Origin of the sequence: Streptomyces sp. NPDC020965, assembly GCF_044333555.1 — a bacterium.
Taxonomy (GTDB): domain Bacteria; phylum Actinomycetota; class Actinomycetes; order Streptomycetales; family Streptomycetaceae; genus Streptomyces.
Genome location: NZ_JBIRRE010000010.1, coordinates 266,307 through 288,893, shown reverse-complemented (window position 1 = coordinate 288,893; position 22,587 = coordinate 266,307). Strand labels below are relative to the sequence as shown.

The following is a 22,587-nucleotide window of genomic DNA, read 5'->3' as shown; positions in this document are numbered from 1 at the left end:
CCATGACGAATCCGGAGCGAAGTACCGCGCTGCTGTGGGGAATCGGCCCCCGGCGCGGGCTCAACCTGGAGCGGATCGTGCGCTCCGCCGTCGAGCTGGCCGACACCGACGGGCTGCGCGCGGTGTCGATGCGGCGACTGGCCGAACGGCTCGGCTTCACCACGATGGCGCTCTACCGGCACGTACCCGGGAAGGCCGAGCTGCTGGCCCTGATGCGCGACGCGGTCATGGGCGAACTCGGCCCGTCGGACGGAGCAGATCACGCGACCGGCCGCCCGGCGGACCAGCCCACGGACCAGCCCACGGACCAGCCCACGGACCAGCCCACGGACCAGCCCACGGACCAGCCCACGGACCAGCCCACGGACTGGCGCGCGGATCTGGAGGCGTGGGCCCGCGCCGGGATCACGCTGCAACGGCGCCACCCCTGGCTCGCCGAGCTGGGAGAGGAGCGGCAGATCCCGGGGCCGCACGCGATGGCCGACTTCGAGCGCGCGCTGAGCATCGTGGCGCGCACCGGTCTGGCGCCCGCGCAGGTGGTCGCGGCGGTGACCCTGGTCGGCGACTTCGTCGACGGCGCCGCCCGGCAACTGGCGGCCACGGAGCGCACGGAGCGGCGCACCGGGGTCAGCGACGACGAGTGGTGGAGCGCGCGCGAATCGCTCTTCGCCCAGTTGGACGAGCGGTATCCCACCCTGACCAGGCTGTACGAGGAGGGGGCCTACGACGCGCCGCTCGACCCCTTCGAGTTCGGCCTGCGACGGGTGCTCGACGGGGTGGCGGCGCTCATTCCCGAGGAGGGAAACGGAGAGGGGCACAGGGGCGGACCCGGGGGCGGACGCGAGGGCGGACGCGAGGGCGGACGCGAGGGCGGACGCGAGGAGGGTCACCGGAAGGGCCGTGACGAAACTCGTGATGTAAAGGGGTGTGAGGTGTGCGGGAAGCCGGTGGAACAGAGTGCCGCGGGGCGGCCCCGGACGTACTGCTCCCGCGCCTGCCAACAGCGGGCCTACCGGCTGCGCGGGGAGGCCGGACGCGGCAGGTGACGAGAACGATGAAGCGGAGGCAAGGGCGGTGAAGCGGAGGCAAGGCCCGGGACCGCTCAGACCCGGGACCGCTCAGGCCCGGCCGGCGACCTCCGCGCAGTAGGCCCGCAGCGGCCGGGGGCGGAGGCCGTAGCGACGGCTCTGTGAATTCCGGGCGGGCCGAGGGTGCGCGGGAAGCGAGAGCCGACCGATAACCCGTACCAGGGCGCTTCGTTATCGCCAGTGACGATCGGGGCGTCCGGGATCGCCCCCGGTGCCCACCCACGAAGGAGAGTCACCTATGCGCCCCATCCTGACCGCGGCCGGCACCCTGGCGCTCGCCGCGACCATGGCCATCGGCCTGGCAGCCCCGGCCTCCGCCGCCCACGGCCAACTCGTCCTCTCGGGGCAGGTCATCGAGAACCCCTCCGGCTGTCACGCCGGGCAGACCCGCCCCCTGACCGTGCAGAACAACACCGACGAATACGTGCTGGTCCACGCGGGCCCGGCATGCGACGGCGAGGTCCTCGAAGTGATCGCGCCCGGCGACACCGCCAGCGGCTACGCGGCGGAATTCGGCCAGAGCGTCCACCTGAACTGACCCGCAGCGCGCAGGCCGAACCAACCCGCACCGCACACCGAACCGGCTCACACCACACGCCGAACCGACCGGGCCCCGCCCCGACCGCCCGTCGCCGGTCGGGGCCGCCCGCTGGGCGCTGTCACCCGAATGCCCCCTACCTGGCGGGGTCCGCCGTGCGCCACCCTGGGCCACGGAAGCCCGGCCGGGCCGAGGAGCCCGGTGCCGGGGCCCGAGGACGGGGGAAGCGTCATGGGGAAGCACGAGAAGCCGCCGGCCGATCCGGCGAAGGGCAAACCGCCACCCGGTAATTCCGACAGCCAGGTGCCACCGCCACCGCCCGCCGACGGCAAGCACAAGAAGAAGTAGCGATGTCCGCCGCGCCGCCCCCGGACGTACCCCCAGGGGTGCCCGGCCCCGTATCGGCGAATGCCCCCGCGGGGACATCCCTCGCGGCGCCCTCGTGCGCCGAGCGGAGCCGGCGCCTCGCTGAGGTGATGGAGCGCCGGGGCGAGTGGCCGGTGCGGTCGCCCTGGATCCGGGCGGCCGTGGAGGCCCTGCCCCGGCACCGGTTCGCGCCGGACCGGCTCTGGCACTGGGACGGTCACGCCTACCGGCCGGTGGACCGCGCGGCGGACGCCGCCCGCTGGGCGGAGGAGATCTACCCGGGCCCGGACACGGCCACCGTCACCCAGGTCACGGACGGCCTGGCCACCTCCAGTCTGTCCTGTCAGGGCGTCGTGGTGGACATACTCGACTCCCTCCGGCTGGAGCCGGGACACCGGGTCCTGGAGCTGGGCACCGGCACCGGCTGGAACGCCGCGCTCCTCGCGTACCGCGCCGGCCACGGCCGGGTCACGAGCGTCGAGACCGACGCCGGACTGGCCGCCACCGCCCGGGAACGGCTGGACAGGGCGGCGGCCGACGTGACGGTGGCGATCGGCGACGGCACCGGGGGATGGCCGTGTGACGCACCGTACGACCGGGTCGTCGCGACCTACGCCGTGGACCGGATCCCCTGGGCCTGGATCGCGCAGACCCGGCCCGGGGGGCGGATCGTCGCCCCCTGGGGGCGGCTCGGCCATGTGGCGCTCACCGTCTCCGCCGACGGCGGCGCGGCGAGCGGCTGGATACAGGGCCTCGCCCAGTTCATGCCCGCCCGCGGTAGCGGCGACCGCACCGTACTCACCGACTTCGGCCAGATCCGCCGCCAGGCCCGGGCCACCGCCGAACGCCCGTGGACACGCGATCCGGCCCCCCTGCGCAAGGACTGGCACCTGCTCTTCGCGCTGCGCGTCGCCCTGCCCGACGTACGGATCGTCACGGCGGTCGAAACGGACGGACTCAATGCCTGGCTGCACGACGGCGTCTCATCCTGGGCCACCCTCTCCGCCGGGGCCAGCGGCGCGACCCTGGCGTCCCAGGGCGGTCCGCGCCGGCTGGCCGACGAGCTGGAGGCCGCCTGGGACGACTGGACGGACGTGGGCGAACCGGAGTTGTACGAGTACGGCCTGACCGCCGAGGCGTCCGGCCGCCAGTACGCCTGGGCCCACGACCCGGACACCGGCCCCCGGTGGCCGCTCTGAGGCGCCGAACGCCCGGGGCCTCAGGATTCCCGCCGCCTCGGAGCTTCACCACGGCGTCGGGGTAATCGCAGGGGCCGGATCCAGGGAGAGGCGCTTCTCCGATGATCCGAACGAGGGACAACCGATGGACAAGAGCACCTGGGGTTCGGTCAACCGGCTCCGCGCATGGCTCGATGAGAACGCCGGTGAACAGTCCGAGAGGGAGCGCCGTCTACTGCGCGTGCTCAAGATCGGCGAGGAGTACGGCGAGGTGGCCGAGGCCGTGCACGGCGCGCTCGGGACCAACCCGCGGAAAGGCCCGTCGCACTCCTGGGACGATGTGCGGAACGAGTTGATCGATGTCGCGGTGACCGCGCTCGTCGCGCTGGCGACGCTCGACGCCGACGGGGAGGCCGAATTCGACGCCAGGCTCCAGTACCTCGTCGACCGCGCGCTGCCGCCGCCGCCCGACGACCGCGCGTAAGGCGCGGCGACGCGGCGGGCCCGGCCCTCACTCACCCCCGCCTCACCCCCGACTCACGCCCGCACCGCCTTGCCTTGCCTTGACGTCGGCGGCAAGGTCTAGCGTCGTCCCCATGCGCATCGGCGAACTCGCGGAGCGGGCGGGAGTCAGCACCCGGACTCTGCGGTACTACGAATCCCGGGGGCTGCTCCCGGCCCGCCGCGCGGTCAACGGATACCGCGTGTACGGGGACGACGATCTGCGGCTCGTGGCGCAGATCCGCACCCTCCAGGAGTCCGGCTTCGGTCTTGAGGAGACCCGGCCCTTCGTGGAGTGCCTGCGGGCCGGGCATCCGGCCGGGGACTCCTGCCCCGCCTCGATCGACGGCTACCGGCAGAAGCTCGCCGAGCTGGACGCCCTGATCGACGAATTGCGCGCGGTGCGTGACCAGGTCGGGGAGCGGCTGGTGCGCGCCGAGGCGGAGCTACCGGGCGGCCCCGAGCCGAGCTGTGAACTCTCGCACCAGCCGGACCACCTGAACCACCGAACCAGGCCGAGTCGGCCGAACCGACCGAGGGGATGAAGATGATCAAGGCAGTGGGCGTGGACGAGGTCACGGACGCGACCTTCGCCGCTGAGGTGCTGAACGCCGCCCTCCCAGTGCTGGTGGTCTTCACCGCGGACTGGTGCCCGTCGTGCCGACAGCTCGGCCCGGTGCTCACCGCCGTCGCCGCCGAGGAGTCCGAGCGGATCAGGATCGTCCAGCTCGACGTGGACACCAGCCCCGGGCAGGCGGTGACGTACGGCGTGCTGTCGATGCCCACCCTGATGGTCTTCCGGGGCGGCGAACCGGTGGCGTCCATGGTGGGCGTCCGGCCCCGGCGCCGGCTGCTCCAGGAGCTGGACGACGCCCTGCGGCCGGAGCCGCACCCCGTACGCTGAACCGCCGCCCCGTACGCCGAACCGCCAACGCCGTACGCTGAACCGCCACCCCGTACGCCGAACCGCCAACGCCGCGCGCCGAACCGCCGCCCCGTGCGGAGACCACGCCCCGTACGGGAACGACAAACCACGCCCCCCGTACGGAAACTACGCCCGCAGCGCCGCGATCGAGTCCGCCAGCGCCGCCGCCACATCGGGGACGAGCTGGTGCTCACCCGCCCGTACGACCCGCCGGCCGTTCACCACCACGTCCCGCACATCGGCCGCCGTCCCCGCGAACACCACCGCCTCCGCCGCCAGCCGGCCGACCGGGCCCGCCGTGCGGACCGAGTCCAGCGCCACCGTCGCGAAGTCGGCCCGCGCCCCGGCCTCCAGTCGGCCCGCGTCCGGCCAGCCCAGGGCGGCGTGGCCGTCGCCCGTCGCCGCGCGCAGCAGGGCCGCCGCCGTCCAGTGGCCACGGGTCCGGGTGCGCAGGCGTTCGTTCAGCTCCATCGCCCGCGCCTCCTCCAGCAGGTCGATGACGGCATGGCTGTCGCTGCCCAGCGACAGCGGCGTGCCGGCCCGCTGGAGGGCGGCGGCCGGGCCGATGCCGTCCGCCAGGTCCCGTTCCGTCGTCGGACACATACAGACCCCGGCACCGGCGTAGCCCAGGGTCCGGATGTCCCCGTCGGTCATATGGGTGGCGTGCACGGCCGTCGTCCCGGGCCGCCAGAAGCCGTGGCGGTCGAGCAGTTCGGTGGGGGTGCAGCCGTGCAGCGCGCGGCACGCCTCGTTCTCGGCGGGCTGTTCCGAGAGGTGGATGTGGACCGGCACCCGTGCGGTGCGGGCGGCGAACTCCGCGTAACCGTCCGCCTCGGAGAACGCCCGTACGGAGTGGATCGCCGCCCCGATCCGTACGTGCTCCCGCTCCGTCAGCCGGGACCAGCGCTCGTACCAGGCGTCCGCCGAACCGTCGCCGAACCGGAGCTGCGGCCCTTCGAGCGGCCGGTGGCCGTCGCGGGTCAGCCCGCCGTGCAGGTAGACCGTGTCGAGGAGGGTGATCCGGATGCCCGCGTCGGCCGCCGCCGCGATCAGCGCCTCGCCCATGGCGTTGGGGTCGGCGTACGGCCCCCCGCCGGGGGCGTGGTGCAGATAGTGGAACTCACCGACCGCCGTGATCCCGGCGAGCGCCATCTCCGCGTACACGGCGCGCGCGAGGGCGTGGTACGTGTCCGGGGTGAGCGCCGAGGCGGCCTGGTACATCATCTCGCGCCAGGTCCAGAAGGTGCCGGTGCCGACCTGGACCGTGCCGCGCAGCGCCCGGTGGAAGGCGTGCGAGTGGGTGTTGGCGAGGCCGGGGACGGTCAGTCCGCGCAGGATCTCGGCGCCCGGCGGCGGTGTCCCGACCTCCTGGCGGACGGATGCGACCCGGCCGTCCCGCACCTCCAGCGCCACGCCAGGCTCGACATGGGTGCCGAGCCAGGCGTGTTCGGCCCAGTAGGTCGTCAGCGGCACGCGAGGCCCTCCAGTACGTCGGCGAGTGCGAGGACCCCGGCGACACAGTCGTCCTCGGCCGCGAACTCGGCCGGGGAGTGCGAGACGCCCGTGGGGTTCCGTACGAACAGCATGGCGGTCGGCAGCGCGCCGGAGAGGATTCCGGCGTCGTGTCCCGCCCCCGTACCGAGAACGGGCACCCGGCCGCCGAGCATCCGGTTCAGTTCGTCGCGCAGGGCGTGGTCGAACTCGACGACCGGCGTGAAGGACTCCCGTACGACCCGCAGCTCCACGCCGGCGCGGTCGGCGTGCTCCCGGGCGGCCTCCTCGATCGCGGTGACGACGGTGTCGAGGGTGGACTGGTCGGCGGCGCGGGAGTCCAGCCAGCCCCGGACGAGGGAGGGGATGGCGTTGACGCCGTTGGGTTCCACCGAGACCTTGCCGAAGGTGGCGAGGGCGCCCGCGAGGGCGGCCTCGCGGCGGGCGGCGAGGACGGTCTCCGCGTAGCCGAGCATCGGATCGCGGCGATCCACCAGCCGGGTGGTGCCGGCGTGGTTGGCCTCGCCGTGGAAGTCGAACCGCCAGCGGCCGTGCGGCCAGATCGCGGAGGCGATGCCGACGGGGTCGCCGGAGAGGTCGAGGGCCCGGCCCTGTTCGACGTGGAGTTCGACGTAGGCGCCGACGCGGGCGAGGCGTTCGGGGTCGGGGCCGATGGTGTCGGGGTCGTGCCCGGCCGCCGCCATGGCCTGCGGGAGGCTGACGCCGTCGGCGTCCCGGAGTTCGTACGCCTGGGCCTTGGTGAGCCGTCCTGAGGCGAGCCGGGAGCCGACGCAGGCCAGCCCGAAGCGGGCGCCCTCCTCGTCGCCGAAGTTGGTGACGGCGAGGGGGCGGGTGAGCCGGGCGCCCCTGCGGCGCAGCTCGTCGACGGCGGCGAAGGCGGAGACCACGCCGAGGGGGCCGTCGAAGGCGCCGCCGTCGGGGACGGAGTCGAGGTGCGATCCGGTGACGACGGCGTCGCCCTGGGCGGGGTCGCCGAGCCAGGCCCATTGGTTGCCGTTCCGGTCCAGCTCATGGACGAGTCCGCGCGCCTCGGCCTGGTCCCGGAACCAGGCCCGGCAGTCGGTGTCGGCGGGGGTCCAGGCGTGGCGGCGGTAGCCGTGGGTGTCGGGGTCACGGCCGATGGGGGCCAACTCCCGCCACATGGTCTGGAAGGAGGGGGCGGTGGTGAGCGTGGGGCTGGTGGGACTTGTGGGAGCGCCCGGCGAGGGGGCGGCCGTTGCCACCGGGGGTACGCGGGTGGCTGCGGACGCAGAGGTGCCTTGAGAGACGGAGGGGACGGCGGAGGGGACGGAGGGGTCTGCGGGGGCCACAGGGGCTTCGCAGGTGTCGGGCGTGTCGGGCTTGTCGGGCTGCTCCGTGCCGCCGTCGCCGGGGGCCGCCCGGCCGTTCCGCGCGCTCACCGGTCACCGTCCCGGGCCGCCCGGGCCTGTTCGGCACCGCCACCGCCGCCAGCGCCCCCATCGGCCCTGTCGCCAGGACCCCCGTCGGCACCGGCACCCGCGCCGGCACCTCCATCGGACTCGCGCATCGGGACCCGTACGCCCCGCTCCGCCGCCACCGCGTCCGCCGACTCGTAGCCCGCGTCCACATGCCGAATGACCCCCATCCCGGGGTCGTTGGTCAGCACCCGCCGCACCTTCTCGCCCGCGAGCTTCGTCCCGTCCGCCACCGTCACCTGACCCGCGTGGAGGGAGCGGCCCATGCCCACGCCGCCGCCGTGGTGGATGGAGACCCAGGACGCGCCAGAGGCGACGTTCACCATGGCGTTCAGCAGCGGCCAGTCGGCGATGGCGTCCGAACCGTCGAGCATCGCCTCGGTCTCCCGGTACGGCGAGGCCACCGATCCACAGTCCAGATGGTCCCGGCCGATCGCCAGTGGGGCGGCCAGCTCGCCGCTCGCCACCATGTCGTTGAAGCGCTCGCCCGCCTTGTCCCGCTCCCCGTACCCGAGCCAGCAGATCCGCGCGGGCAGCCCCTGGAAACGGACCCGTTCGCCCGCGAGGCCGATCCAGCGGCGCAGTGACTCGTTCTCGGGGAACAGCTCCAGCATCGCGCGGTCGGTCTTGGCGATATCAGACGCCTCGCCCGACAGCGCGGCCCACCGGAACGGACCCTTCCCCTCGCAGAACAGTGGCCGGATATAGGCCGGTACGAAGCCGGGGAAGGCGAACGCGCGGTCATAGCCGGCGAGCCTGGCCTCGCCCCGGATCGAGTTGCCGTAGTCGAAGACCTCGACGCCCGCGTCCATGAAGCCCACCATCGCCTCCACATGGCGGGCCATCGACTCGCGCGCCCGCACCGTGAAGTCGGCCGGCTTCTCCGCCGCGTAGGAGGCCATGTCGGCGAAGTCGACACCGGTCGGCAGATACGCCAGCGGATCGTGCGCCGAGGTCTGGTCGGTGACGATGTCGATCGGTGCGCCCATCTCCAGGAAGCGGGGCAGCAGCTCGGCCGCGTTGCCGAGGACGCCGATGGAGAGCGGCCGACGGGCGTCGCGGGCCTCGGTCGCGAGCCGGAGCGCGTGCTCCGGGGAATCGGCGCGGACGTCCAGATAGCGGTGCTCGATCCGGCGCTCGATCGCACGCGGGTCGCAGTCGATACAGATGGCGACGCCGTCGTTCATGGTGACCGCGAGCGGCTGGGCGCCGCCCATGCCGCCGAGCCCGGCCGTGAGGGTGATCGTCCCGGCGAGGGTGCCCCCGAACCTCTTCGCGGCGACGGCGGCGAACGTCTCGTACGTGCCCTGGAGGATCCCCTGGGTGCCGATGTAGATCCAGGAACCGGCCGTCATCTGCCCGTACATGGTGAGGCCGAGGGCCTCAAGCCGCCGGAACTCCTCCCAGTTGGCCCAGTCGCCCACCAGGTTGGAGTTGGCGATGAGGACGCGCGGGGCCCATTCGTGGGTCTGCATCACGCCGACCGGGCGGCCGGACTGGACGAGCATCGTCTCGTCCTGCTTGAGCGTCCGCAGGGTGCGGACCATGGCGTCGTAGGAGCGCCAGTCGCGGGCCGCCTTGCCGGTGCCGCCGTAGACGACGAGCTGGTCGGGGTGTTCGGCGACCTCGGGGTCGAGGTTGTTCTGGAGCATCCGGAGGGCGGCCTCCTGCTGCCAGCCGAGGGCGCTCAGCTCCGTACCGCGCGGTGCCCGTACGGGGCGGGGTCCTGACGCGGCACCTGATACTGCACCTGGCATGGCCATGCCTCCTCGCGACGGCGGGCCGCCCCGGTGGGATCGGCCGCCAGTGGTGGGTCACCGGTGGTGGCCACCCGTGACAGGTCATCCATTCGTCATCCATTCACATCCTGTCGACATGAATACTTCTAGTCAACAGATGCGCCGGACGGGCTCCGGATGGTTGGCTGGCGCATATGACAGTCGACCGTCGGAATCAAGCCATACGCGCCGCCGTTGCACAGGGCCTCCTCACCGAGGAGCAGCCCGTCGCCGCCCTCCTGGACGTGGCCGGAATCCGTGAGTCCGCCCGGGCGCTGCGGGAGGCGTTCGCCGCCGTCACCGACGCGCCCGTCCTGCACGCCTTCGCCGTGAAGGCCGCGCCCCTCGTCCCCGTACTCGCCCTGCTCGGCGCCGAGGGCATCGGCGCCGAGGTCGCCAGCCCCGGCGAGCTGGCCCTGACCCGCGCCGCCGGCATCCCCGCCGCGCGGACCGTCCTCGACTCCCCCGCCAAGACCCCCGGGGAACTGCGCGAGGCACTCGCCCTCGGCATCGCCGTCAACGCCGACAACCCGCAGGAACTCGCCCGCATCGACGCCCTCGCCGCCCGGGGCACCGAATCCCCGCTGGGACTGCGGGTCAATCCGCAGGTCGGCGGCGGATCGATCGGCGCGCTGTCCACCGCGACCGCGACCTCGAAGTTCGGTGTCGTCCTGCGCGACCCGGGCGCCCGCGAACAGGTCGTACGGATGTATCTCGACCGCCCCTGGCTCACCCGGCTGCACACCCACACCGGCTCCCAGGGCATCCCGCTGGCGCGGATGGTCGACGGCGTACGGGAGGCCCACGCGCTCGCCGAGGAGATCAACGCGGCGGCCGGCCGGCAGCAGATCGACACCATCGACATCGGCGGCGGACTCCCGGTGAACTTCGCCTCCGACGACGAGACCCCGACCTACGCCGAGTACGCGGCGCTGCTGAAGGAGCGGGTCCCGGGGCTGCTGGACGGGCGCTACGGGCTGGTCACCGAATTCGGCCGGTCGCTCGTCGCCAAGCACGGGCTGATCCTCGCCCGGGTCGAGTACACCAAGGTCTCCGGGGGCCGCCCGATCGCGGTCACCCACGCGGGCGTCCAGGTCGCCACCCGTACCGTCTACGACCCCGCGTCCTGGCCGCTGCGCATCCACGCGTACGACGGCGAGGGGCGCCCCAAAACCGGCGAACCGGTCGTCCAGGACGTCGCGGGACCGGCCTGCTTCGCCGGCGACCTGCTGGCCGAGGCGCGGGCGCTGCCGCTGCTGGCGCCGGGGGACGTGGTCGCGGCACTGGACACCGGCGCGTACTACTTCGCCAACCACTTCGGCTACAACAGCCTGCCCCGGCCGGGGGTGCACGGCTACGCCCTGGGGGCGGACGGGGTGCGCTTCTCGCTCGTACGGGCTCCCCAGACCGTGGCCGAGATCGTCGCCGAGGGCGGCGGCGGGCAGCCGGACGCGCTGCTGTAGGTCGCGTCCTCAGCTGTAGGTCGCGTCCTCAAGGGGCGCCCGGCGGCCCCTGCTGCTTTCCTGGAAACATGGCGAACACCACCACTGCCGTCGTCGTCGAACGCCGGATCGCGGCCCCCGCCGAGCGCGTCTGGCGCGCCCTCACCGATGTGGCGGGCGCGCCGGACGTGCTGAGCGGGGTGGAGTCGGTCCAGCTCCTGACCGACCAGCCGTTCGGCGTCGGCACCCGCTGGCGCGAGACCCGCAGGATGTTCGGGAAGGCGGCCACCGAGGAGATGTACGTGACGGCCAGCGAGCCGCCGCGACGCTATGTGGTGGAGGCGGACTCACGGGGCGCGCACTACATCTCGGAGTTCACCCTCGACTCCGGTGAACCGGACCGGACCCTGGTCCGCATGGCCTTCACGGCGGCACCTTCCGGCGGGGGGCCGGGGCTGCTCGCCAAGCTCTTCGGCGGGCTGGGCGCGCGGGCGGTGGCCAAGGCGATCGAACGGGACCTGGCGGACGTGGCGGCGGCGGTGGAGAGCGGCGGCTGACGGACCGGCCGGCGCTCTGTCGCTCCCCGTACGGGCCGGCGCTCTTGCCGTACGGGGAGCGCGAACGGATGGTGTACGGGGGGGGCACGCACGAAGCCGTACGGGGGCAAGCGCCGGCCCGCGCGGAGCGCCGCACGCACGGGCGGAAGGGGATCAGGCGGTGTCCTCCCCGCGCGCCTTCATCACCGCCTTGTTCAGCCCCCACAGCCCGATGCCGATCGCCACCAGCACGCCGGCCCGGATGTAGACCTCCGCGTCCCGGTCGGCCAGCGGGCTCGCCAGCGCCAGCGCGGTGATCGCGCCGAGCACCGGCAGCACCGTGGGCGTACGGAAGTGGGCGTGCCCGACCGGGTCCTTGCGCAGTACCAGCACCGAGATGTTGACCACCGCGAACACGCAGAGCAGCAGGAACGCGGTGGTGTCGCCGAGTCCCTCGATCTCCCCGGTCGTCACCAGCCCGATCGCCAGCACCGAGACGAAGACGATGCCGACCACGGGGGTACACCGCTTGGGGAGGACCTTGCCCATCGCCCGGGGCAGGATGCGTTCATTGGCCATCCCGTAGCAGAGCCGGGAGGCCATCATGATGTTGATCAGGGCGGAGTTGGTGACCGCGAACAGCGCGATCAGGGCGAAGACCTTGGGCGGGAAGTCCACCCCGCCCGCCTTGACCACTTCCAGCAGCGGGCCGCTGGATCCCTCCAGGGTCCGTGAGTCGACCAGCAGCGAGGAGATCAGGGCCACCAGTACGTAGATCGTGCCGGTGACGGCGACCCCGATGAAGATCGCGCGGGGGAAGGTGCGGACCGGGTCCTTGGTCTCCTCGGCCATGTTGACCGAGTCCTCGAAGCCGACGAAGGCGAAGAAGCCGAGCGCGGTGGCCCCCAACACGCTGGTGAGCAGGGCGTATCCGGTGCCCGAAGCCTCGAACTCGGTGAGCCGGGCCGGTTCACCGTCGCCGGAGAACACCGCCCAGGCCCCGATCCCGAGAATGATCGCGAGACCGGTCAGCTCGACGACGGTGAGGACCACGTTCGTCTTCACGGACTCCGAGACACCGCGCAGATTGAGCGCGGCGAGGACGAGGATGAAGAGGATCGCGAGCAGGGTCGCGGGGACGGCGTCGGTGAACTCCAGGAAGTAGTCACCGCTGAAGGCGCGGGCCGCCGCACTCGCGGACGACAGTCCGGAGCACATCACCATGAAGGCGACGATGAAGGTCAGGAAGGGGACCTTGAACGCCTTCTGGGTGTAGAGCGCGGCCCCGGCCGCCTTGGGGTACTTGCCCACCAGCTCCACATAGGAGGCGGCGGTCAACAGCGCGACGAGGAAGCCGATCAGGAACGGCAGCCAGAGCGCCCCGCCGACCTTGCCCGCGACCTTGCCGGTGGTGGCGTAGATCCCGGTGCCGAGGATGTCGCCGATGACGAAGAGGATGAGCAGTTTGGGCCCGATGGCCCGCTTGAGCGGCCCGTCGGCGTCGGGCGCCGCCCCTTCCCCGTCCCGGTCCCGGTCCCCGTCGCGGGAGTCGGGCGGTCCGGACGGCGGTCCGGAGCGTGACCCCGGCGGTGCGACGGGTGGTGTGGCGGACGGTTCATCGGACGCGGTGGTCACAGGCGCTCCCCCGGTGATCGTGGCTAGGTGCTGGGAAGGAGGACTGCCCGATGACGTACGGGTGATGCCTGACGGGTGCGGATCGGATGTGTGGATACCGCGTTCGTTCCGTGGGGCGACCGCCGCAGCGACAGCCGCGCGCTCCCTTGGCCGCTGGGTCCACGCCCGGATCAGCACCCGGATCGACACGCGGGTCGACACGCGGGTCGGTGGCGCCCCGAGTGGCGCGCGGACCTTATCGAGGGCCGCGCATGTTCCGTTGGAAAATGCCAGAACTCCCTTTCATCAACGGCCTGTTGCATAGCCTTCCGTCACCGCCGCCGCACCGGAGTGCGCGGAACACCCCTCGGCGGAGGAAGGGAGTCCATGTGCCCGGGATCGATGAGTGCCTACTGGAAGCCATGCTGGTGCCGGGCGCGCGCGGGGCGTCCCTCGTGGACTGGGTCAGCGGGCTCGCCCTCGGCACCGTCGGCGAGTCACCCGGCGACGACCACGAGGCCACGGCGGCGGAGACCGGCGAACTGGCCCGGGTCGCCGCCGAGTACGCCGCCTTCGCATCGGCCGACCCGACCGCGACGGCCGACCCGACCGCGACGGGCGCCCCGGCCCCGGAACGCGGTCACGATCGGGCGGCCATCGAGGACCCGCACGGATACGGGCACGAGCGGGCCGGGTACGGGCAGGCCGGGCACGAACCGGCTAGGCACGGGCAGGTCGGACACGGGCAGGCCGCGGGCGAACCGCCCGGACACGGACCGGCTAGGCACGGGCAGGCCGCGGGCGAACCGACCGGGCACGAACCGGCCAGGCACGAACGACCGCTGGGCGCGCGGGCCAAGCGCGTCGGGCCGGGGGTCGAGGACCTCCGGCCGGGGGGCGAGGTCCACGGGTCCGGAGCCGAGGAGCCGGGGTCTGCGGTCGAGGACCCCGGGCCCGGGGTCGAGGACCTCGTCCTCACCACCCGTACCTGCTACCACGTGGTGCGCTTCGTGGAGACCGACTTCGACAGCAGTGTCCTGCTCCACCTCTGGCTCGACCGGGACCTGGGCAATCTCGCCCTCGCCCGACGGCGGATGCGCAACCTCGCCGAGAGGCTGGTGCTCGGATGACGGCCGCCGCCTCCCCCGCGCGCCCGCCCGCCCCGGCGAATCCACCGCCCCCGGTGTGCCCGATGCTCGTCAGGCTCACGGACGAACGCGCCACCGGAGTGCTCATCCGGGACCATGGCGCCCTGTACCTCGCTGATGGCCAGGTCGTCCACGCCGAGGCCCCCGCCGCGCCCGGACTCGATGTGCTGCTGACCGCCAGTGGCCGGTTGCGGCCCGGCCGCTGGGCGGCGGCGGTGGACCGGGCGGGTTCGCGCGGCGAGGTGGCCCGCCATCTCGTCGACACCGGCCAGATCAGCGGCGGCGAACTGGAAATCTGCCATCTGACGGCGCTGTTCGACGCGGCCTTCTTCGCACTCGCCCCGGCGAGCGGCCCGACCCGCTTCCGGTACGGGGCGGTCCACTGGATGGGCCGGGTACGGCCGGTCCCCACCCGGGCCGTGACGCGCGAGGTGTGGCGACGCGGCCGGCTACTGGACTCGGTCTGGCCCTATCCGGCGGTGGACACGGCCCCCGTACGGCACCGCCGGGGCGCCCGGGGGCGGGTGGTCGGCCCTCATCGACGGTCGCTGCTGGCGCTGGCCGACGGAGTACGGACGCCACTCGCCATCGCCCGGGAGTTGGGGCGCCCCGCCTTCAACACCCTGGTCGAAACCCGTCGGCTGGCGGCCGACGGGCTGATCGGCACCCCCGGGCCCGCGCCGCGAGCCCACGCCCGACCGGACCGGGCAGCCCCCCGGGACGTCGGCCCGGAGCCATCGGCCACCCCGGACACCGCGCTGCTGCTCCGCATCCGCGACGCACTGAAGGCACCACGGTGACGTGAGCCCCGTAACCCCTCACCCCGCTCCGCGTACCCCGTACCACCGTCCGACCAGGGAGCAGTTCATGACGGCCGAGGCCGAGATTCTCACCGAGCTGACGCGGCTCCGGCTGCGCGTACCGCAGCTCACCGGGGCGATCGTCGCCGGAGCGGACGGGCTGGTCCTGGCTTCGGACGGCGCCGCGGCCCCGGAGCCGCCCGAAGCGGCCTGCCCACCGGGAAGCCCGGTGAGCCCGGGAAGCCCGGTGAGCCCGGGAAGCCCGGGGAGTCCGGGGAGTTCGGGGAGTCCGGGGGCCGATGGAGTGGCCGCGCTGACCGCCGCGGCGCTCAGTGTCGCCAGCCGACTGACCGAGGCGACCGGGCAGGGGGCCTTCCACGAATTGGTCGTACGGGGCGGACGCGGCTATGTGGCGAGCTACGCGGCGGGCTCGTCGGCCGTGCTGACCCTGCTGGCGAGCCCCCGGGTCAACATCGGCCGGCTCCATCTGGAAGCCCGTCGCTCCGGGACCCGTATCGGCGAACTGGTCGACGGCACCACCGCCCCCGGCCTCTCCTTCGACACCGGCTGACCCCCGCCACCCACCACCACACGGGCGAAGACCGACCACCGCCCCGAGACCACCCGACCGACCAGCCCAACCAGAACCCGACCACCGAGGGGACAACTCCCATGGCCAACACCGAACAAGCCCTCACCCAGGCGACCACGGTCATCGAAGGCGCCCTGGGCGCGGCACTCGTCGACTACACCAGCGGAATGGCCCTCGGCACGGTGGGCGGCGGCAAAGGGCTCGACCTGGCCGTGGCCGCCGCGGGCAACACCGATGTCGTACGGGCCAAGGTGCGCACCATGGAGCAGCTCGGGCTGAAGGACTCCATCGAGGACATATTGATCACCCTGGGCGCCCAGTACCACCTGATCCGGCTGCTCAGGGGCCGCGGCACGGACGGCCTCTTCCTCTATCTGGCGCTCGACAAGGGGCGGGCGAATCTGGCGATGGCCCGCCATCAGTTGAAGCGGATCGAGGCGGAGCTGGAGGTCTGAGCGGCCGGCGAGCGGCGGCCGGCGCGGCCGCGGGCGGGAGCCAGGAGCCGGGAGCCGGGGGCCCGGGGCTCACTCCACGAACAGGCCCCGGGCCACCGCCCCGGCGTCGAACTCCTCCAGCCGTGCCTGCGCGTCCGGCAGCTCGTCACACATCGCCTCCAGCAGTACCCGGCCCAGCAGCATCGGCGCGCAGACGGTGTCGAAGGAGAGGCCGGTGCCGACGGCGGCGGGAATCAGCAGGTCGCTGTGGCCGGCGACGGGCGCGAACACCGAGTCCGCGACGGTGACGACGGTCAGTCCGGTCGAGCGCGCGTACGCGAGCGCCTCGACGACTTCCTTGGGGTGGCGGGGCAGCGCGAAGCAGAGCAGCGCGGTGGCACCGGCGCGGCGGGCGGTGTCGATCCGATCGGCGAGCAGGCTGCCGCCCTCGTCGAGGAGGCGTACGTCGGGGTGGACCTTGGCGGCGAAGTAGGCGAAGCCGCGGGCCTGTGCGGAGGCGGCCCGGAGTCCGAGCACGGGCAGCGGGACGGAGGCGGCGAGGAGTCGCCCCGCCTGCTCGACCGGGGAGGGGTCGGCGAGCAGCTCGGCGAGAGCGCGCAGGTTCTCGATCTCGGCGTGGACCGCCTGCTGGTACTCGTTGGGGACGTCCTCGGTGGGCTCGTTCGCCGGGGGCGCGATCTCGCGGAGGTGTCTGCGGAGGGCCGGGTAGCCGTCGAAACCGAGGGCGACGGCGAATCGAGTGACGGAGGGCTGGCTGACTCCGGCGACCTCGGCCAGTTCGACACTGGACAGGAAGGGCACATCGGCGGCGCGGCGCACCATGCTGTGGGCGATGCGCCGCTGGGTGGGGGTGAGCCGGTGCCCCTCGAAGAGCTGCTGGAGCCGTGCGGCAGGGCTGTCGCTCATGCCTTCCCTTCTGTCGGGTGGTCCCCCGGCCTGGGGGGAGGTCGGCCGGGACCGGTTCGACCGGTCCGTCGTCGCCGTCACATCATCGGTCAGCGGCCTGCCGGCGTGCTCGCCGTCCCCCCGACCGGACACCCACCGTCCCCCCGGCCGCGTGCCCGCCGCCACCCGTGCCGCCGCCCCGCTCCCATGACGTTGATGCTCGCTTCCCCGCCGCTGCTTCCGGGGCGGAACCCCAGGCCCGGAGCTGAGGTTCACCACCTGCGAAAGGGGGGCTAACCCCACTGACGCGGCCGGGTGGCGTCCGTAGCGTAGGGGGTATGGAAGCCCGCGATCCCGAGCTCAAGAAGGAGCTCGACGCCACCCTGCACGCCCGCCGAGAGTTGGGGGAGGAGTATGAGTCCGCGCTGGTCGATTCCTTCCTCGACAAGGTCGAGCAGCGCCTCGACGGCACGGTGGACCGCCGTCTGCGCCGTCAGCTCGCCGAGCAGCAGATGGTGGTCGCCCGGGGCAGCCGCGCACCCCAGCAGCACAGCGACACGAATTTCGGCGAGCGCTTCGGTTTCGGCATCATCTCGATGATCGTCGCCATCCCGCTCTCCGCCATCGGTGTCGTCAACGCCGGTATCGAGGGGCTCATCGTCACCTGGGCCGGAATCTTCGGGGTCAACGCGGTCCACGCCGGGATCGGCTTCTCCTGGCTCCGGAGCCAGCCGGTGAGGAAGAAGTCCGACTGGGAGGAGTGAGCCCCCGGCCCCGCGGACGGCCGTGCGAGCCTGTCCGGCCCTCGTCGGACGATCGTGCGAGTGTGTCCGGGCCCGTCAACCGTCCATACGAGCGCGTCCGGGCCCCCTGGGACGGCCGTGCCGGTGGGCAGTTTGACGCGGGGACCGCCGTACCCCCGGCCGCCGGCCGGGAGTCGGGACGACGACGGTCCCCGCGTGGGACACGCTTCCGGGTCAGGACCGGTCGCCGCGTCCAAGACGCCCACAGCTCCGGGAGCCGCTCCGGAGTCCAGGACGCCGACTGTGGCGCCGACCGGGGGTTCCCTGCTCGGACCCGGCCGACATCCACCACTCTGCCCGAGCCGTGTTAAGCGGGTGCTGCGTGGAGATGACACGCGCGTACCGATCGCGCGAAGCGGGTTTGTCGTACGACCGCTCCCGCGAGGCGGGGGAGCGGGTCCGTCCCGCCTCCTGAGGCCGGGACGGGTCAGGTCCTGCCACGGGTGGCGATGAAGGTGGCCCACGCGTCGGCGGACTCGGCGATCGAGTCGGCCGTGGCCACCCGGTCGGCGGCGAGGTCGTGCCAGCGCCGTGCCTCGGCCCGCGCGAGCACGGCCACGGCCTTCGGGTCGGCCGCCGTCCAGCCCGGTACCCGGGCCGCCCACTGCCACGCCTGCTCGGGGGAGTGCCCGCCGGTGGAGACCAGCCGCATCCCCCACAGCGCCGTGTCGATCCAGGCCGGGCCGGTCGACGCCCACGACCAGTCGACCAGGCGGGCCCGGCCGCCGTCGTCCACGAGGACGTTGGTCGAGGCCGGGTCGGTGTGCAGCAGCCCGGACCCAGCGAGCAGTTCCCGGTCGCCCTCGGCGCAGTAATAGCCCCAGCGGTCCCAGGCGCCGGGCAACCGCACTCCCGACGGCGCGGGCAGCGGCGCCAACTCCGCCAGGACAGCCGCGACCGGCGCGAGGTCCGGCGAGCCGGGCGTGAAATCGGCGTCCCGGCCAGGCACCCCCTCGAAGGCGAGGAGATGCCACCCGTGACCGTCCAGGCGCCACAGGGCCCGTGGCGCGCTCGGGGGCAGGTGCGGATTCACCGCCTCTTCAAGATCCAGCTCGTCCACCCGCGACCAGCCGGGGCCCCACCACGAGTCATCCTCCTCCGGTTCAACACCGACGGCCGGGACACGCTCACGCTGCCCCTTGACGAAGACGAGCCCCCCCGATTCCAGGTCCAGCAGAGAGGCGACCCCGGCCGCCGCCGAGTGCTCCGTGTCACGGGCGGTGAACGACGAACCGAGGCGCTCCCCGACAGCGTCCAACACCACCGCGGGAAGCTGCGCCCAGCCGATGCGCCCAGCCGTCATCCCACTTCCCGGGCTCGGGGCGGGTTCGGCGGGATCGGCGGGTTCTTGTCCGGCGTGACAGGCCCCCGCGGACGCCCGGAGGGCTTCGGCGTCACGGGCCCCCGGGGCGGCTTCCTCGCTTCCACCACCGTCATAACGAGCAGCGTGGACACCAGGCCACGGCGGCTCATCCCGCTCGCCTCGCGCTCTCCGTCACGCGTTCATAGACCTGGCGCGCTGCCGCGTTCTTCTGGTAGGGCCGGAGGAGCGGGCCGATAGAGGCAATGTGTCGATCTACTGCCCCAGAGGCGACCCCGGCCCGGTTGTCAAGCACTCGACTCCACGTACTACAGGCCGCCTCCAAGTGGCCGAGCCTTAGTTGCTGTTCGGCCAGCTTGGAGCCAAATCTCAACTCGGATACTCGGGAGTCCGTTGAATCCCTCAACGAGAAATGCAGTTTGAGGGATTCAACACTTCCGGCAACATCGCCCGCCCAGTAGCGGACTTCCGACGTGGCGTAAGCAAGGGTCGCGGGACTGAATCCTCCGAAAGTCCCTGTACCGCTCTCGGCGATATCGATGGCCTTTTCCGTTTCGCGGATACTGCGCAAGGCGTCCTTGCGATTCCCAGCTACCGCAAAGCTGTACGCTTGTTGGCCGATCATGAAGGCCCGCATCCGAGGCCCCGTGTTGGGGGCGGCGGCGGAGGCCGCGTTGGCCAGTCGCACGGCTGTAGGGCCGTGCCCTAGGTCCGCCGCCTGTACTGCCATCCCTCGGAGAACGTGGCAGTACGTCAGATGATCGTTACTCGCCCCTGCTAGCTCAAGGCCCTTGGTGTAGTACCTCTGACCAAGGCCATGGATCCCTTCGTCCACTGCCATCCAGCCGGTTAGATAACACAAGAAGGCGGCTGCGGACAGCATTGCATTTCGGACCTCTTCGGAAGCATCCGCACGAAGGTACGGCGCGACGGTGTTGACCAAGAATGACGCCGCAAGGGGGCGAACGGTACGACCACCAAACTGGTCATACATTCCATCCAACTGGTCCGTCATTTTGGTGACGACCTCAACATCCGGCATCCCTAATCGCATTGCCGAGCCCGACCTCACCGATTCCATACGCCCTATAACGTCCGGCCAATCGGGAATTGCCAATGCAACGGAAAACAGGCTGGCAGCGCCGAGAACGCCACGTCGGCCGGGGAGTATGTCTGCTGTCCCGATGTCGATGAGTCCCTCCACAGTGCCGAGATCCCCGCCGCCGTTCGCAGGCGGGGGAAACCCTGCTTCCGCATGAGTGATCGGCCGCCCCAACTTCCGCGCCAGGGCTTCCAAGATCAGTTCGCGGTTCCCTTCCCTGGGCATATGGCCCTGGCACCAGTGGCACACCGCTACGCCCGTGTACGTGGTCGGGGTGCCTCGCTCTGTCCCTAGTCGGTTGACCAGTGTTGAGAACTGCTCCTGCGACCCCCCGGTCTCCTTGACCAGTCGCTTGAGCCGATCGTTCGGCGTGGGCTTCACCATCGCCACAGGCCGTCATCTCCTCCACGCAGAGGGTTTTGTAAGGCTTGTATTTCCTGTTGCCGCCACAACGGTACCGCTGTGCGTAGCCGAGCAGTTGCCTAGAGCGAGGGATCCCCCGGCCGGGGGTAATCACCCACGAAGGGCGGTACCTGACGATGGACGCGCAAGACGATCACCCCCCTGAGCAGACCCCCACGGGCGACTCCCAGGAGCCCCCGGACCCGGACGACGACTCCCCCCTCCTCCGCGACCTGCGGGAGCGGGTCCGCGAAGTCAATGAGTCCCGAGCGCACTTGCAGAGGCTGTGGTGACCCGGGTCTTCGCGTGGCTGACCCCCGAGGCCCGTGACCTCCGCTCCGTCCGCCGTGAGTTACGGCGGCTGGAGACCGATCCCGAGTTCGCCGACGCATGGCGGGCGGAGCTGGCCGAGGGGTGGCGGCGAATCGAGTTCGACCGGGCCCTCCTACGAGTGCTGGAGGGCCTGCCGGACGGGGGCGGCCCGTCGTGAACGGCTCCGTCGAGGAGTGGCCCGCGTACCACTGCGACGTGATCGCCGAAGGGCCCGTCTACGGCACTGGTGAACGCCGCGCGGTGGTGCTCGGCACCTGTCGGACGATCTCCCCGAAGCTGGCACTGCGCTGGTTGTGCGCGCAGGCCCGCCGTATCGCGGACCGGCTCGACCCCGACCCGGAAGTGTGCTCCTGGGCGCGGCCGGTCACCGGGCCCGACCGGGGGAGCGGCCCTGACGGGCCGACAGGACTGCGTCGCTGGGCCGACGACATCGAGGGGGACCGGGCCGCCCGCGACCAGCTCACAGGGGGCGCACCGCTGACCCTCACCGTGGACGACGGCCCCAACGGCGTCTTCCGCCTGGCGATCTGGCCCGTGACCGTACGGCCAGTCCCCGAACCGGAGATATCCGCAGCCGCAAGCCTTCTCACGTCCGTCGAACTCCCGCCCTGCGCCCTTCTTCCCATGCGGCGGTCGGCCACGCGGTGCGAGAAGGGCGAGAGCCACAGACTCCGCCTCTGCCGGGACGGCAGCCGAAGCGCGTGTCCCCCGCGTGCAGGTGATCCCCGGCAGGGGCGGGCGGAACCCCGCCCCCCTGAGGTTCAGTCCAGTGGGGCGGGCCGAAGAAGCACTACACCCAACAGGAAGGTGTGAAATGGATCCGAAGTCGAAGCCCTGGATTCTGAGCGAGTGTGAGCACAAGTGGGCGCCGTGGAGTGGAAAGCAGCGCTGCGTCAAGTGCGGCCACACAAAAGGTAGGTAGCTGAGAGACAGGAGGGGCACCAGCTACCCCCGGTGCCCCTTCTGTGACTGAATGGAGAGCCGATGACCGAGCGGATTGAGTGGGAAGAGCTTCCGGTCGAGTTCCGCGACGCGGTTGAGGCGCGCACTGGGCCAGTGCGCGCATCTGAGAGCGTGACGAGCGGGTTCAACTGCTCACTCGCGCTGGACGTGCGTACTCGGGGCAGTGGGCGCCTGTTCCTCAAGGGCGTACGGACATCCGACGACGCGGGGATGGCGGGTCTGCTCTGCGAGGACCGGATCAATCGAACGGTCAGCGGCATCAGTCCAACCGTCCGCCACCGCTTCGAGGCGGCCGGATGGCTCGCTCTGGCGTTCATACACATCGATGGCCGCCACGCGGACTACAGTCCCGGCGCGCAGGACATGGGTGCCCTGACGCTCACTATGCGGCGCATGGAGGGGCTCCGGTCGCCTGGATTTCCGATCCCGCAGCTCTGGGAGCGGTTCACCGCATATCTGAAGCCGGGTGAGGCCGAGAAGCTGGCCGGGGGTCATCTGCTCCACACGGACACCAATCCGCACAACATCCTGATCGGACACCACGACGGAACGGCGTACATCATCGACTGGGCCATGCCCGTCATGGGACCGTCCTGGGTCGACCCCGCCTACGCGGCGGTGTGGATGATGCAGTACGGACACTCCCCCACGGACGCACTGGCCTGGTTGTCCGGGTTCCCACCATGGCAGCGGGCTGATCCACGAGCGGTCGAAGCGTTCGTGGCCGTGACCTGTCGCCGGTGGACCGACCACATGGGTGAAACAGACGCGGCAGCCTCCAACGAGTGCTTCCACCAGTTGCTGAACGCCATACGAAGCACCTGACGTCTCAAGGGATCGCCCACGCGGGGTGCACCGTCCGGCTCGGC

General features: G+C 72.1%; 21 protein-coding genes and 2 pseudogenes. 16 read left to right on the top strand and 7 right to left on the bottom strand.

Annotated features, from left to right (window positions below; translation table 11 throughout):
- Nucleotides 1-2 precede the first annotated feature (2 nt).
- From ACH4S7_RS28460 to ACH4S7_RS28435, 6 genes are all read left to right on the top strand, one after another.
- Complete coding sequence (locus ACH4S7_RS28460; RefSeq protein WP_398524167.1) at nt 3-1,046, top strand: TetR/AcrR family transcriptional regulator C-terminal domain-containing protein; 1,044 nt, start codon at nt 3-5, stop codon at nt 1,044-1,046.
- A 280-nt stretch (nt 1,047-1,326) separates the two neighbouring features.
- The gene (locus ACH4S7_RS28455; protein WP_398524166.1) at nt 1,327-1,626 is read left to right on the top strand and encodes a hypothetical protein; all 300 of its coding nucleotides are present in this window, start codon (nt 1,327-1,329) and stop codon (nt 1,624-1,626) included.
- Between the two features lie 350 nt (nt 1,627-1,976).
- Nucleotides 1,977-3,191: a methyltransferase domain-containing protein gene (locus ACH4S7_RS28450; protein WP_398524165.1), complete on the top strand. Its 1,215-nt coding sequence runs from the start codon at nt 1,977-1,979 to the stop codon at nt 3,189-3,191.
- Nucleotides 3,192-3,315: 124 nt separating this feature from the next.
- Nucleotides 3,316-3,654: a MazG-like family protein gene (locus tag ACH4S7_RS28445; RefSeq protein ID WP_398524164.1), complete on the top strand. Its 339-nt coding sequence runs from the start codon at nt 3,316-3,318 to the stop codon at nt 3,652-3,654.
- A gap of 112 nt (nt 3,655-3,766) precedes the next feature.
- Nucleotides 3,767-4,216, top strand: coding sequence for a MerR family transcriptional regulator (locus tag ACH4S7_RS28440; RefSeq protein ID WP_398524163.1), 450 nt, complete (start codon nt 3,767-3,769; stop codon nt 4,214-4,216).
- 2 nt (nt 4,217-4,218) lie between these two features.
- Nucleotides 4,219-4,575, top strand: a complete 357-nt coding sequence (locus ACH4S7_RS28435) for a thioredoxin family protein (protein ID WP_398524162.1) — start codon at nt 4,219-4,221, stop codon at nt 4,573-4,575.
- Nucleotides 4,576-4,722: 147 nt separating this feature from the next.
- Here the strand turns inward: ACH4S7_RS28435 and ACH4S7_RS28430 are convergent, their stop codons facing one another.
- From ACH4S7_RS28430 to hutU, 3 genes and pseudogenes are all read right to left on the bottom strand, one after another.
- Complete coding sequence (locus ACH4S7_RS28430) at nt 4,723-6,069, bottom strand: formimidoylglutamate deiminase (RefSeq protein WP_398524161.1); 1,347 nt, start codon at nt 6,067-6,069, stop codon at nt 4,723-4,725.
- Nucleotides 6,060-7,250: an allantoate amidohydrolase gene (locus tag ACH4S7_RS28425; protein ID WP_398524264.1), complete on the bottom strand. Its 1,191-nt coding sequence runs from the start codon at nt 7,248-7,250 to the stop codon at nt 6,060-6,062. The genes ACH4S7_RS28430 and ACH4S7_RS28425 overlap by 10 nt, the downstream gene beginning before the upstream one ends.
- Before the next feature lie 371 nt (nt 7,251-7,621).
- Nucleotides 7,622-9,301: pseudogene (gene hutU / locus ACH4S7_RS28420) on the bottom strand (urocanate hydratase); the annotation flags it as partial.
- Nucleotides 9,302-9,477: 176 nt separating this feature from the next.
- Here hutU and ACH4S7_RS28415 point away from each other — a divergent pair.
- Both ACH4S7_RS28415 and ACH4S7_RS28410 read left to right on the top strand, forming a co-directional pair.
- Nucleotides 9,478-10,785: a diaminopimelate decarboxylase gene (locus tag ACH4S7_RS28415; RefSeq protein ID WP_398524160.1), complete on the top strand. Its 1,308-nt coding sequence runs from the start codon at nt 9,478-9,480 to the stop codon at nt 10,783-10,785.
- A gap of 68 nt (nt 10,786-10,853) precedes the next feature.
- Nucleotides 10,854-11,321 (top strand): SRPBCC family protein, encoded by a 468-nt coding sequence (locus tag ACH4S7_RS28410; protein WP_398524159.1) that lies wholly within the window; start codon nt 10,854-10,856, stop codon nt 11,319-11,321.
- Nucleotides 11,322-11,474: 153 nt separating this feature from the next.
- Here ACH4S7_RS28410 and ACH4S7_RS28405 read toward each other — a convergent pair whose 3' ends face one another.
- Complete coding sequence (locus tag ACH4S7_RS28405) at nt 11,475-12,776, bottom strand: APC family permease (RefSeq protein ID WP_398524263.1); 1,302 nt, start codon at nt 12,774-12,776, stop codon at nt 11,475-11,477.
- Between the two features lie 527 nt (nt 12,777-13,303).
- On the opposite strand from ACH4S7_RS28405, the pseudogene ACH4S7_RS28400 reads away from it, so the two are divergent.
- The 4 genes and pseudogenes from ACH4S7_RS28400 to ACH4S7_RS28385 form a co-directional block, all read left to right on the top strand.
- Nucleotides 13,304-13,496, top strand: a pseudogene (locus ACH4S7_RS28400) (hypothetical protein); the annotation flags it as partial.
- 544 nt (nt 13,497-14,040) lie between these two features.
- A complete protein-coding gene (locus ACH4S7_RS28395) occupies nt 14,041-14,862 on the top strand; it encodes a transcriptional regulator (protein ID WP_398524158.1) in 822 nt (273 codons plus the stop codon).
- Nucleotides 14,863-14,929: 67 nt separating this feature from the next.
- Complete coding sequence (locus ACH4S7_RS28390) at nt 14,930-15,433, top strand: roadblock/LC7 domain-containing protein (RefSeq protein ID WP_398524157.1); 504 nt, start codon at nt 14,930-14,932, stop codon at nt 15,431-15,433.
- A 101-nt stretch (nt 15,434-15,534) separates the two neighbouring features.
- Complete coding sequence (locus tag ACH4S7_RS28385; protein ID WP_398524156.1) at nt 15,535-15,909, top strand: hypothetical protein; 375 nt, start codon at nt 15,535-15,537, stop codon at nt 15,907-15,909.
- A gap of 69 nt (nt 15,910-15,978) precedes the next feature.
- On the opposite strand, the gene ACH4S7_RS28380 is transcribed toward ACH4S7_RS28385, so the two are convergent.
- Nucleotides 15,979-16,815, bottom strand: a complete 837-nt coding sequence (locus ACH4S7_RS28380; RefSeq protein ID WP_398524155.1) for a MurR/RpiR family transcriptional regulator — start codon at nt 16,813-16,815, stop codon at nt 15,979-15,981.
- Nucleotides 16,816-17,132: 317 nt separating this feature from the next.
- Here ACH4S7_RS28380 and ACH4S7_RS28375 point away from each other — a divergent pair, with 317 nt between their 5' ends.
- Nucleotides 17,133-17,558, top strand: coding sequence for a hypothetical protein (locus tag ACH4S7_RS28375; RefSeq protein ID WP_398524154.1), 426 nt, complete (start codon nt 17,133-17,135; stop codon nt 17,556-17,558).
- Between the two features lie 466 nt (nt 17,559-18,024).
- On the opposite strand, the gene ACH4S7_RS28370 is transcribed toward ACH4S7_RS28375, so the two are convergent.
- A complete protein-coding gene (locus ACH4S7_RS28370) occupies nt 18,025-18,900 on the bottom strand; it encodes an aminoglycoside phosphotransferase (protein WP_398524153.1) in 876 nt (291 codons plus the stop codon).
- Nucleotides 18,901-19,066: 166 nt separating this feature from the next.
- A complete protein-coding gene (locus tag ACH4S7_RS28365) occupies nt 19,067-20,404 on the bottom strand; it encodes a tetratricopeptide repeat protein (RefSeq protein ID WP_398524262.1) in 1,338 nt (445 codons plus the stop codon).
- A 307-nt stretch (nt 20,405-20,711) separates the two neighbouring features.
- Here ACH4S7_RS28365 and ACH4S7_RS28360 point away from each other — a divergent pair, with 307 nt between their 5' ends.
- The 3 genes from ACH4S7_RS28360 (at nt 20,712) to ACH4S7_RS28350 (ending at nt 22,543) form a co-directional block, all read left to right on the top strand.
- Nucleotides 20,712-20,912: a hypothetical protein gene (locus tag ACH4S7_RS28360; protein ID WP_398524152.1), complete on the top strand. Its 201-nt coding sequence runs from the start codon at nt 20,712-20,714 to the stop codon at nt 20,910-20,912.
- Nucleotides 20,909-21,568 carry a hypothetical protein gene (locus ACH4S7_RS28355; protein WP_398524151.1) on the top strand — a complete coding sequence of 220 codons (660 nt, stop codon included), beginning with the start codon at nt 20,909-20,911 and terminating at the stop codon, nt 21,566-21,568. Before ACH4S7_RS28360 ends, ACH4S7_RS28355 begins: the two co-directional genes overlap by 4 nt.
- Nucleotides 21,569-21,739: 171 nt before the next feature.
- Entirely contained in the window at nt 21,740-22,543 is an 804-nt protein-coding gene (locus ACH4S7_RS28350) for a phosphotransferase (protein ID WP_398524150.1), read from the top strand.
- Nucleotides 22,544-22,587 lie beyond the last annotated feature (44 nt).

What these genes read in the sequence shown, in the direction of transcription:
- ACH4S7_RS28460 (WP_398524167.1), top strand. Translation starts at nt 3, where the DNA reads ATGACGAATCCGGAGCGAAGTACCGCGCTGCTGTGGGGAATCGGCCCC.
- ACH4S7_RS28455 (WP_398524166.1), top strand. Translation starts at nt 1,327, where the DNA reads ATGCGCCCCATCCTGACCGCGGCCGGCACCCTGGCGCTCGCCGCGACC.
- ACH4S7_RS28450 (WP_398524165.1), top strand. Translation starts at nt 1,977, where the DNA reads ATGTCCGCCGCGCCGCCCCCGGACGTACCCCCAGGGGTGCCCGGCCCC.
- ACH4S7_RS28445 (WP_398524164.1), top strand. Translation starts at nt 3,316, where the DNA reads ATGGACAAGAGCACCTGGGGTTCGGTCAACCGGCTCCGCGCATGGCTC.
- ACH4S7_RS28440 (WP_398524163.1), top strand. Translation starts at nt 3,767, where the DNA reads ATGCGCATCGGCGAACTCGCGGAGCGGGCGGGAGTCAGCACCCGGACT.
- ACH4S7_RS28435 (WP_398524162.1), top strand. Translation starts at nt 4,219, where the DNA reads ATGATCAAGGCAGTGGGCGTGGACGAGGTCACGGACGCGACCTTCGCC.
- ACH4S7_RS28425 (WP_398524264.1), bottom strand. Translation starts at nt 7,250, where the DNA reads ATGTGGCGGGAGTTGGCCCCCATCGGCCGTGACCCCGACACCCACGGC.
- ACH4S7_RS28415 (WP_398524160.1), top strand. Translation starts at nt 9,478, where the DNA reads ATGACAGTCGACCGTCGGAATCAAGCCATACGCGCCGCCGTTGCACAG.
- ACH4S7_RS28410 (WP_398524159.1), top strand. Translation starts at nt 10,854, where the DNA reads ATGGCGAACACCACCACTGCCGTCGTCGTCGAACGCCGGATCGCGGCC.
- ACH4S7_RS28395 (WP_398524158.1), top strand. Translation starts at nt 14,041, where the DNA reads ATGACGGCCGCCGCCTCCCCCGCGCGCCCGCCCGCCCCGGCGAATCCA.
- ACH4S7_RS28390 (WP_398524157.1), top strand. Translation starts at nt 14,930, where the DNA reads ATGACGGCCGAGGCCGAGATTCTCACCGAGCTGACGCGGCTCCGGCTG.
- ACH4S7_RS28385 (WP_398524156.1), top strand. Translation starts at nt 15,535, where the DNA reads ATGGCCAACACCGAACAAGCCCTCACCCAGGCGACCACGGTCATCGAA.
- ACH4S7_RS28380 (WP_398524155.1), bottom strand. Translation starts at nt 16,815, where the DNA reads ATGAGCGACAGCCCTGCCGCACGGCTCCAGCAGCTCTTCGAGGGGCAC.
- ACH4S7_RS28375 (WP_398524154.1), top strand. Translation starts at nt 17,133, where the DNA reads ATGGAAGCCCGCGATCCCGAGCTCAAGAAGGAGCTCGACGCCACCCTG.
- ACH4S7_RS28370 (WP_398524153.1), bottom strand. Translation starts at nt 18,900, where the DNA reads ATGACGGCTGGGCGCATCGGCTGGGCGCAGCTTCCCGCGGTGGTGTTG.
- ACH4S7_RS28365 (WP_398524262.1), bottom strand. Translation starts at nt 20,404, where the DNA reads ATGGTGAAGCCCACGCCGAACGATCGGCTCAAGCGACTGGTCAAGGAG.
- ACH4S7_RS28350 (WP_398524150.1), top strand. Translation starts at nt 21,740, where the DNA reads ATGACCGAGCGGATTGAGTGGGAAGAGCTTCCGGTCGAGTTCCGCGAC.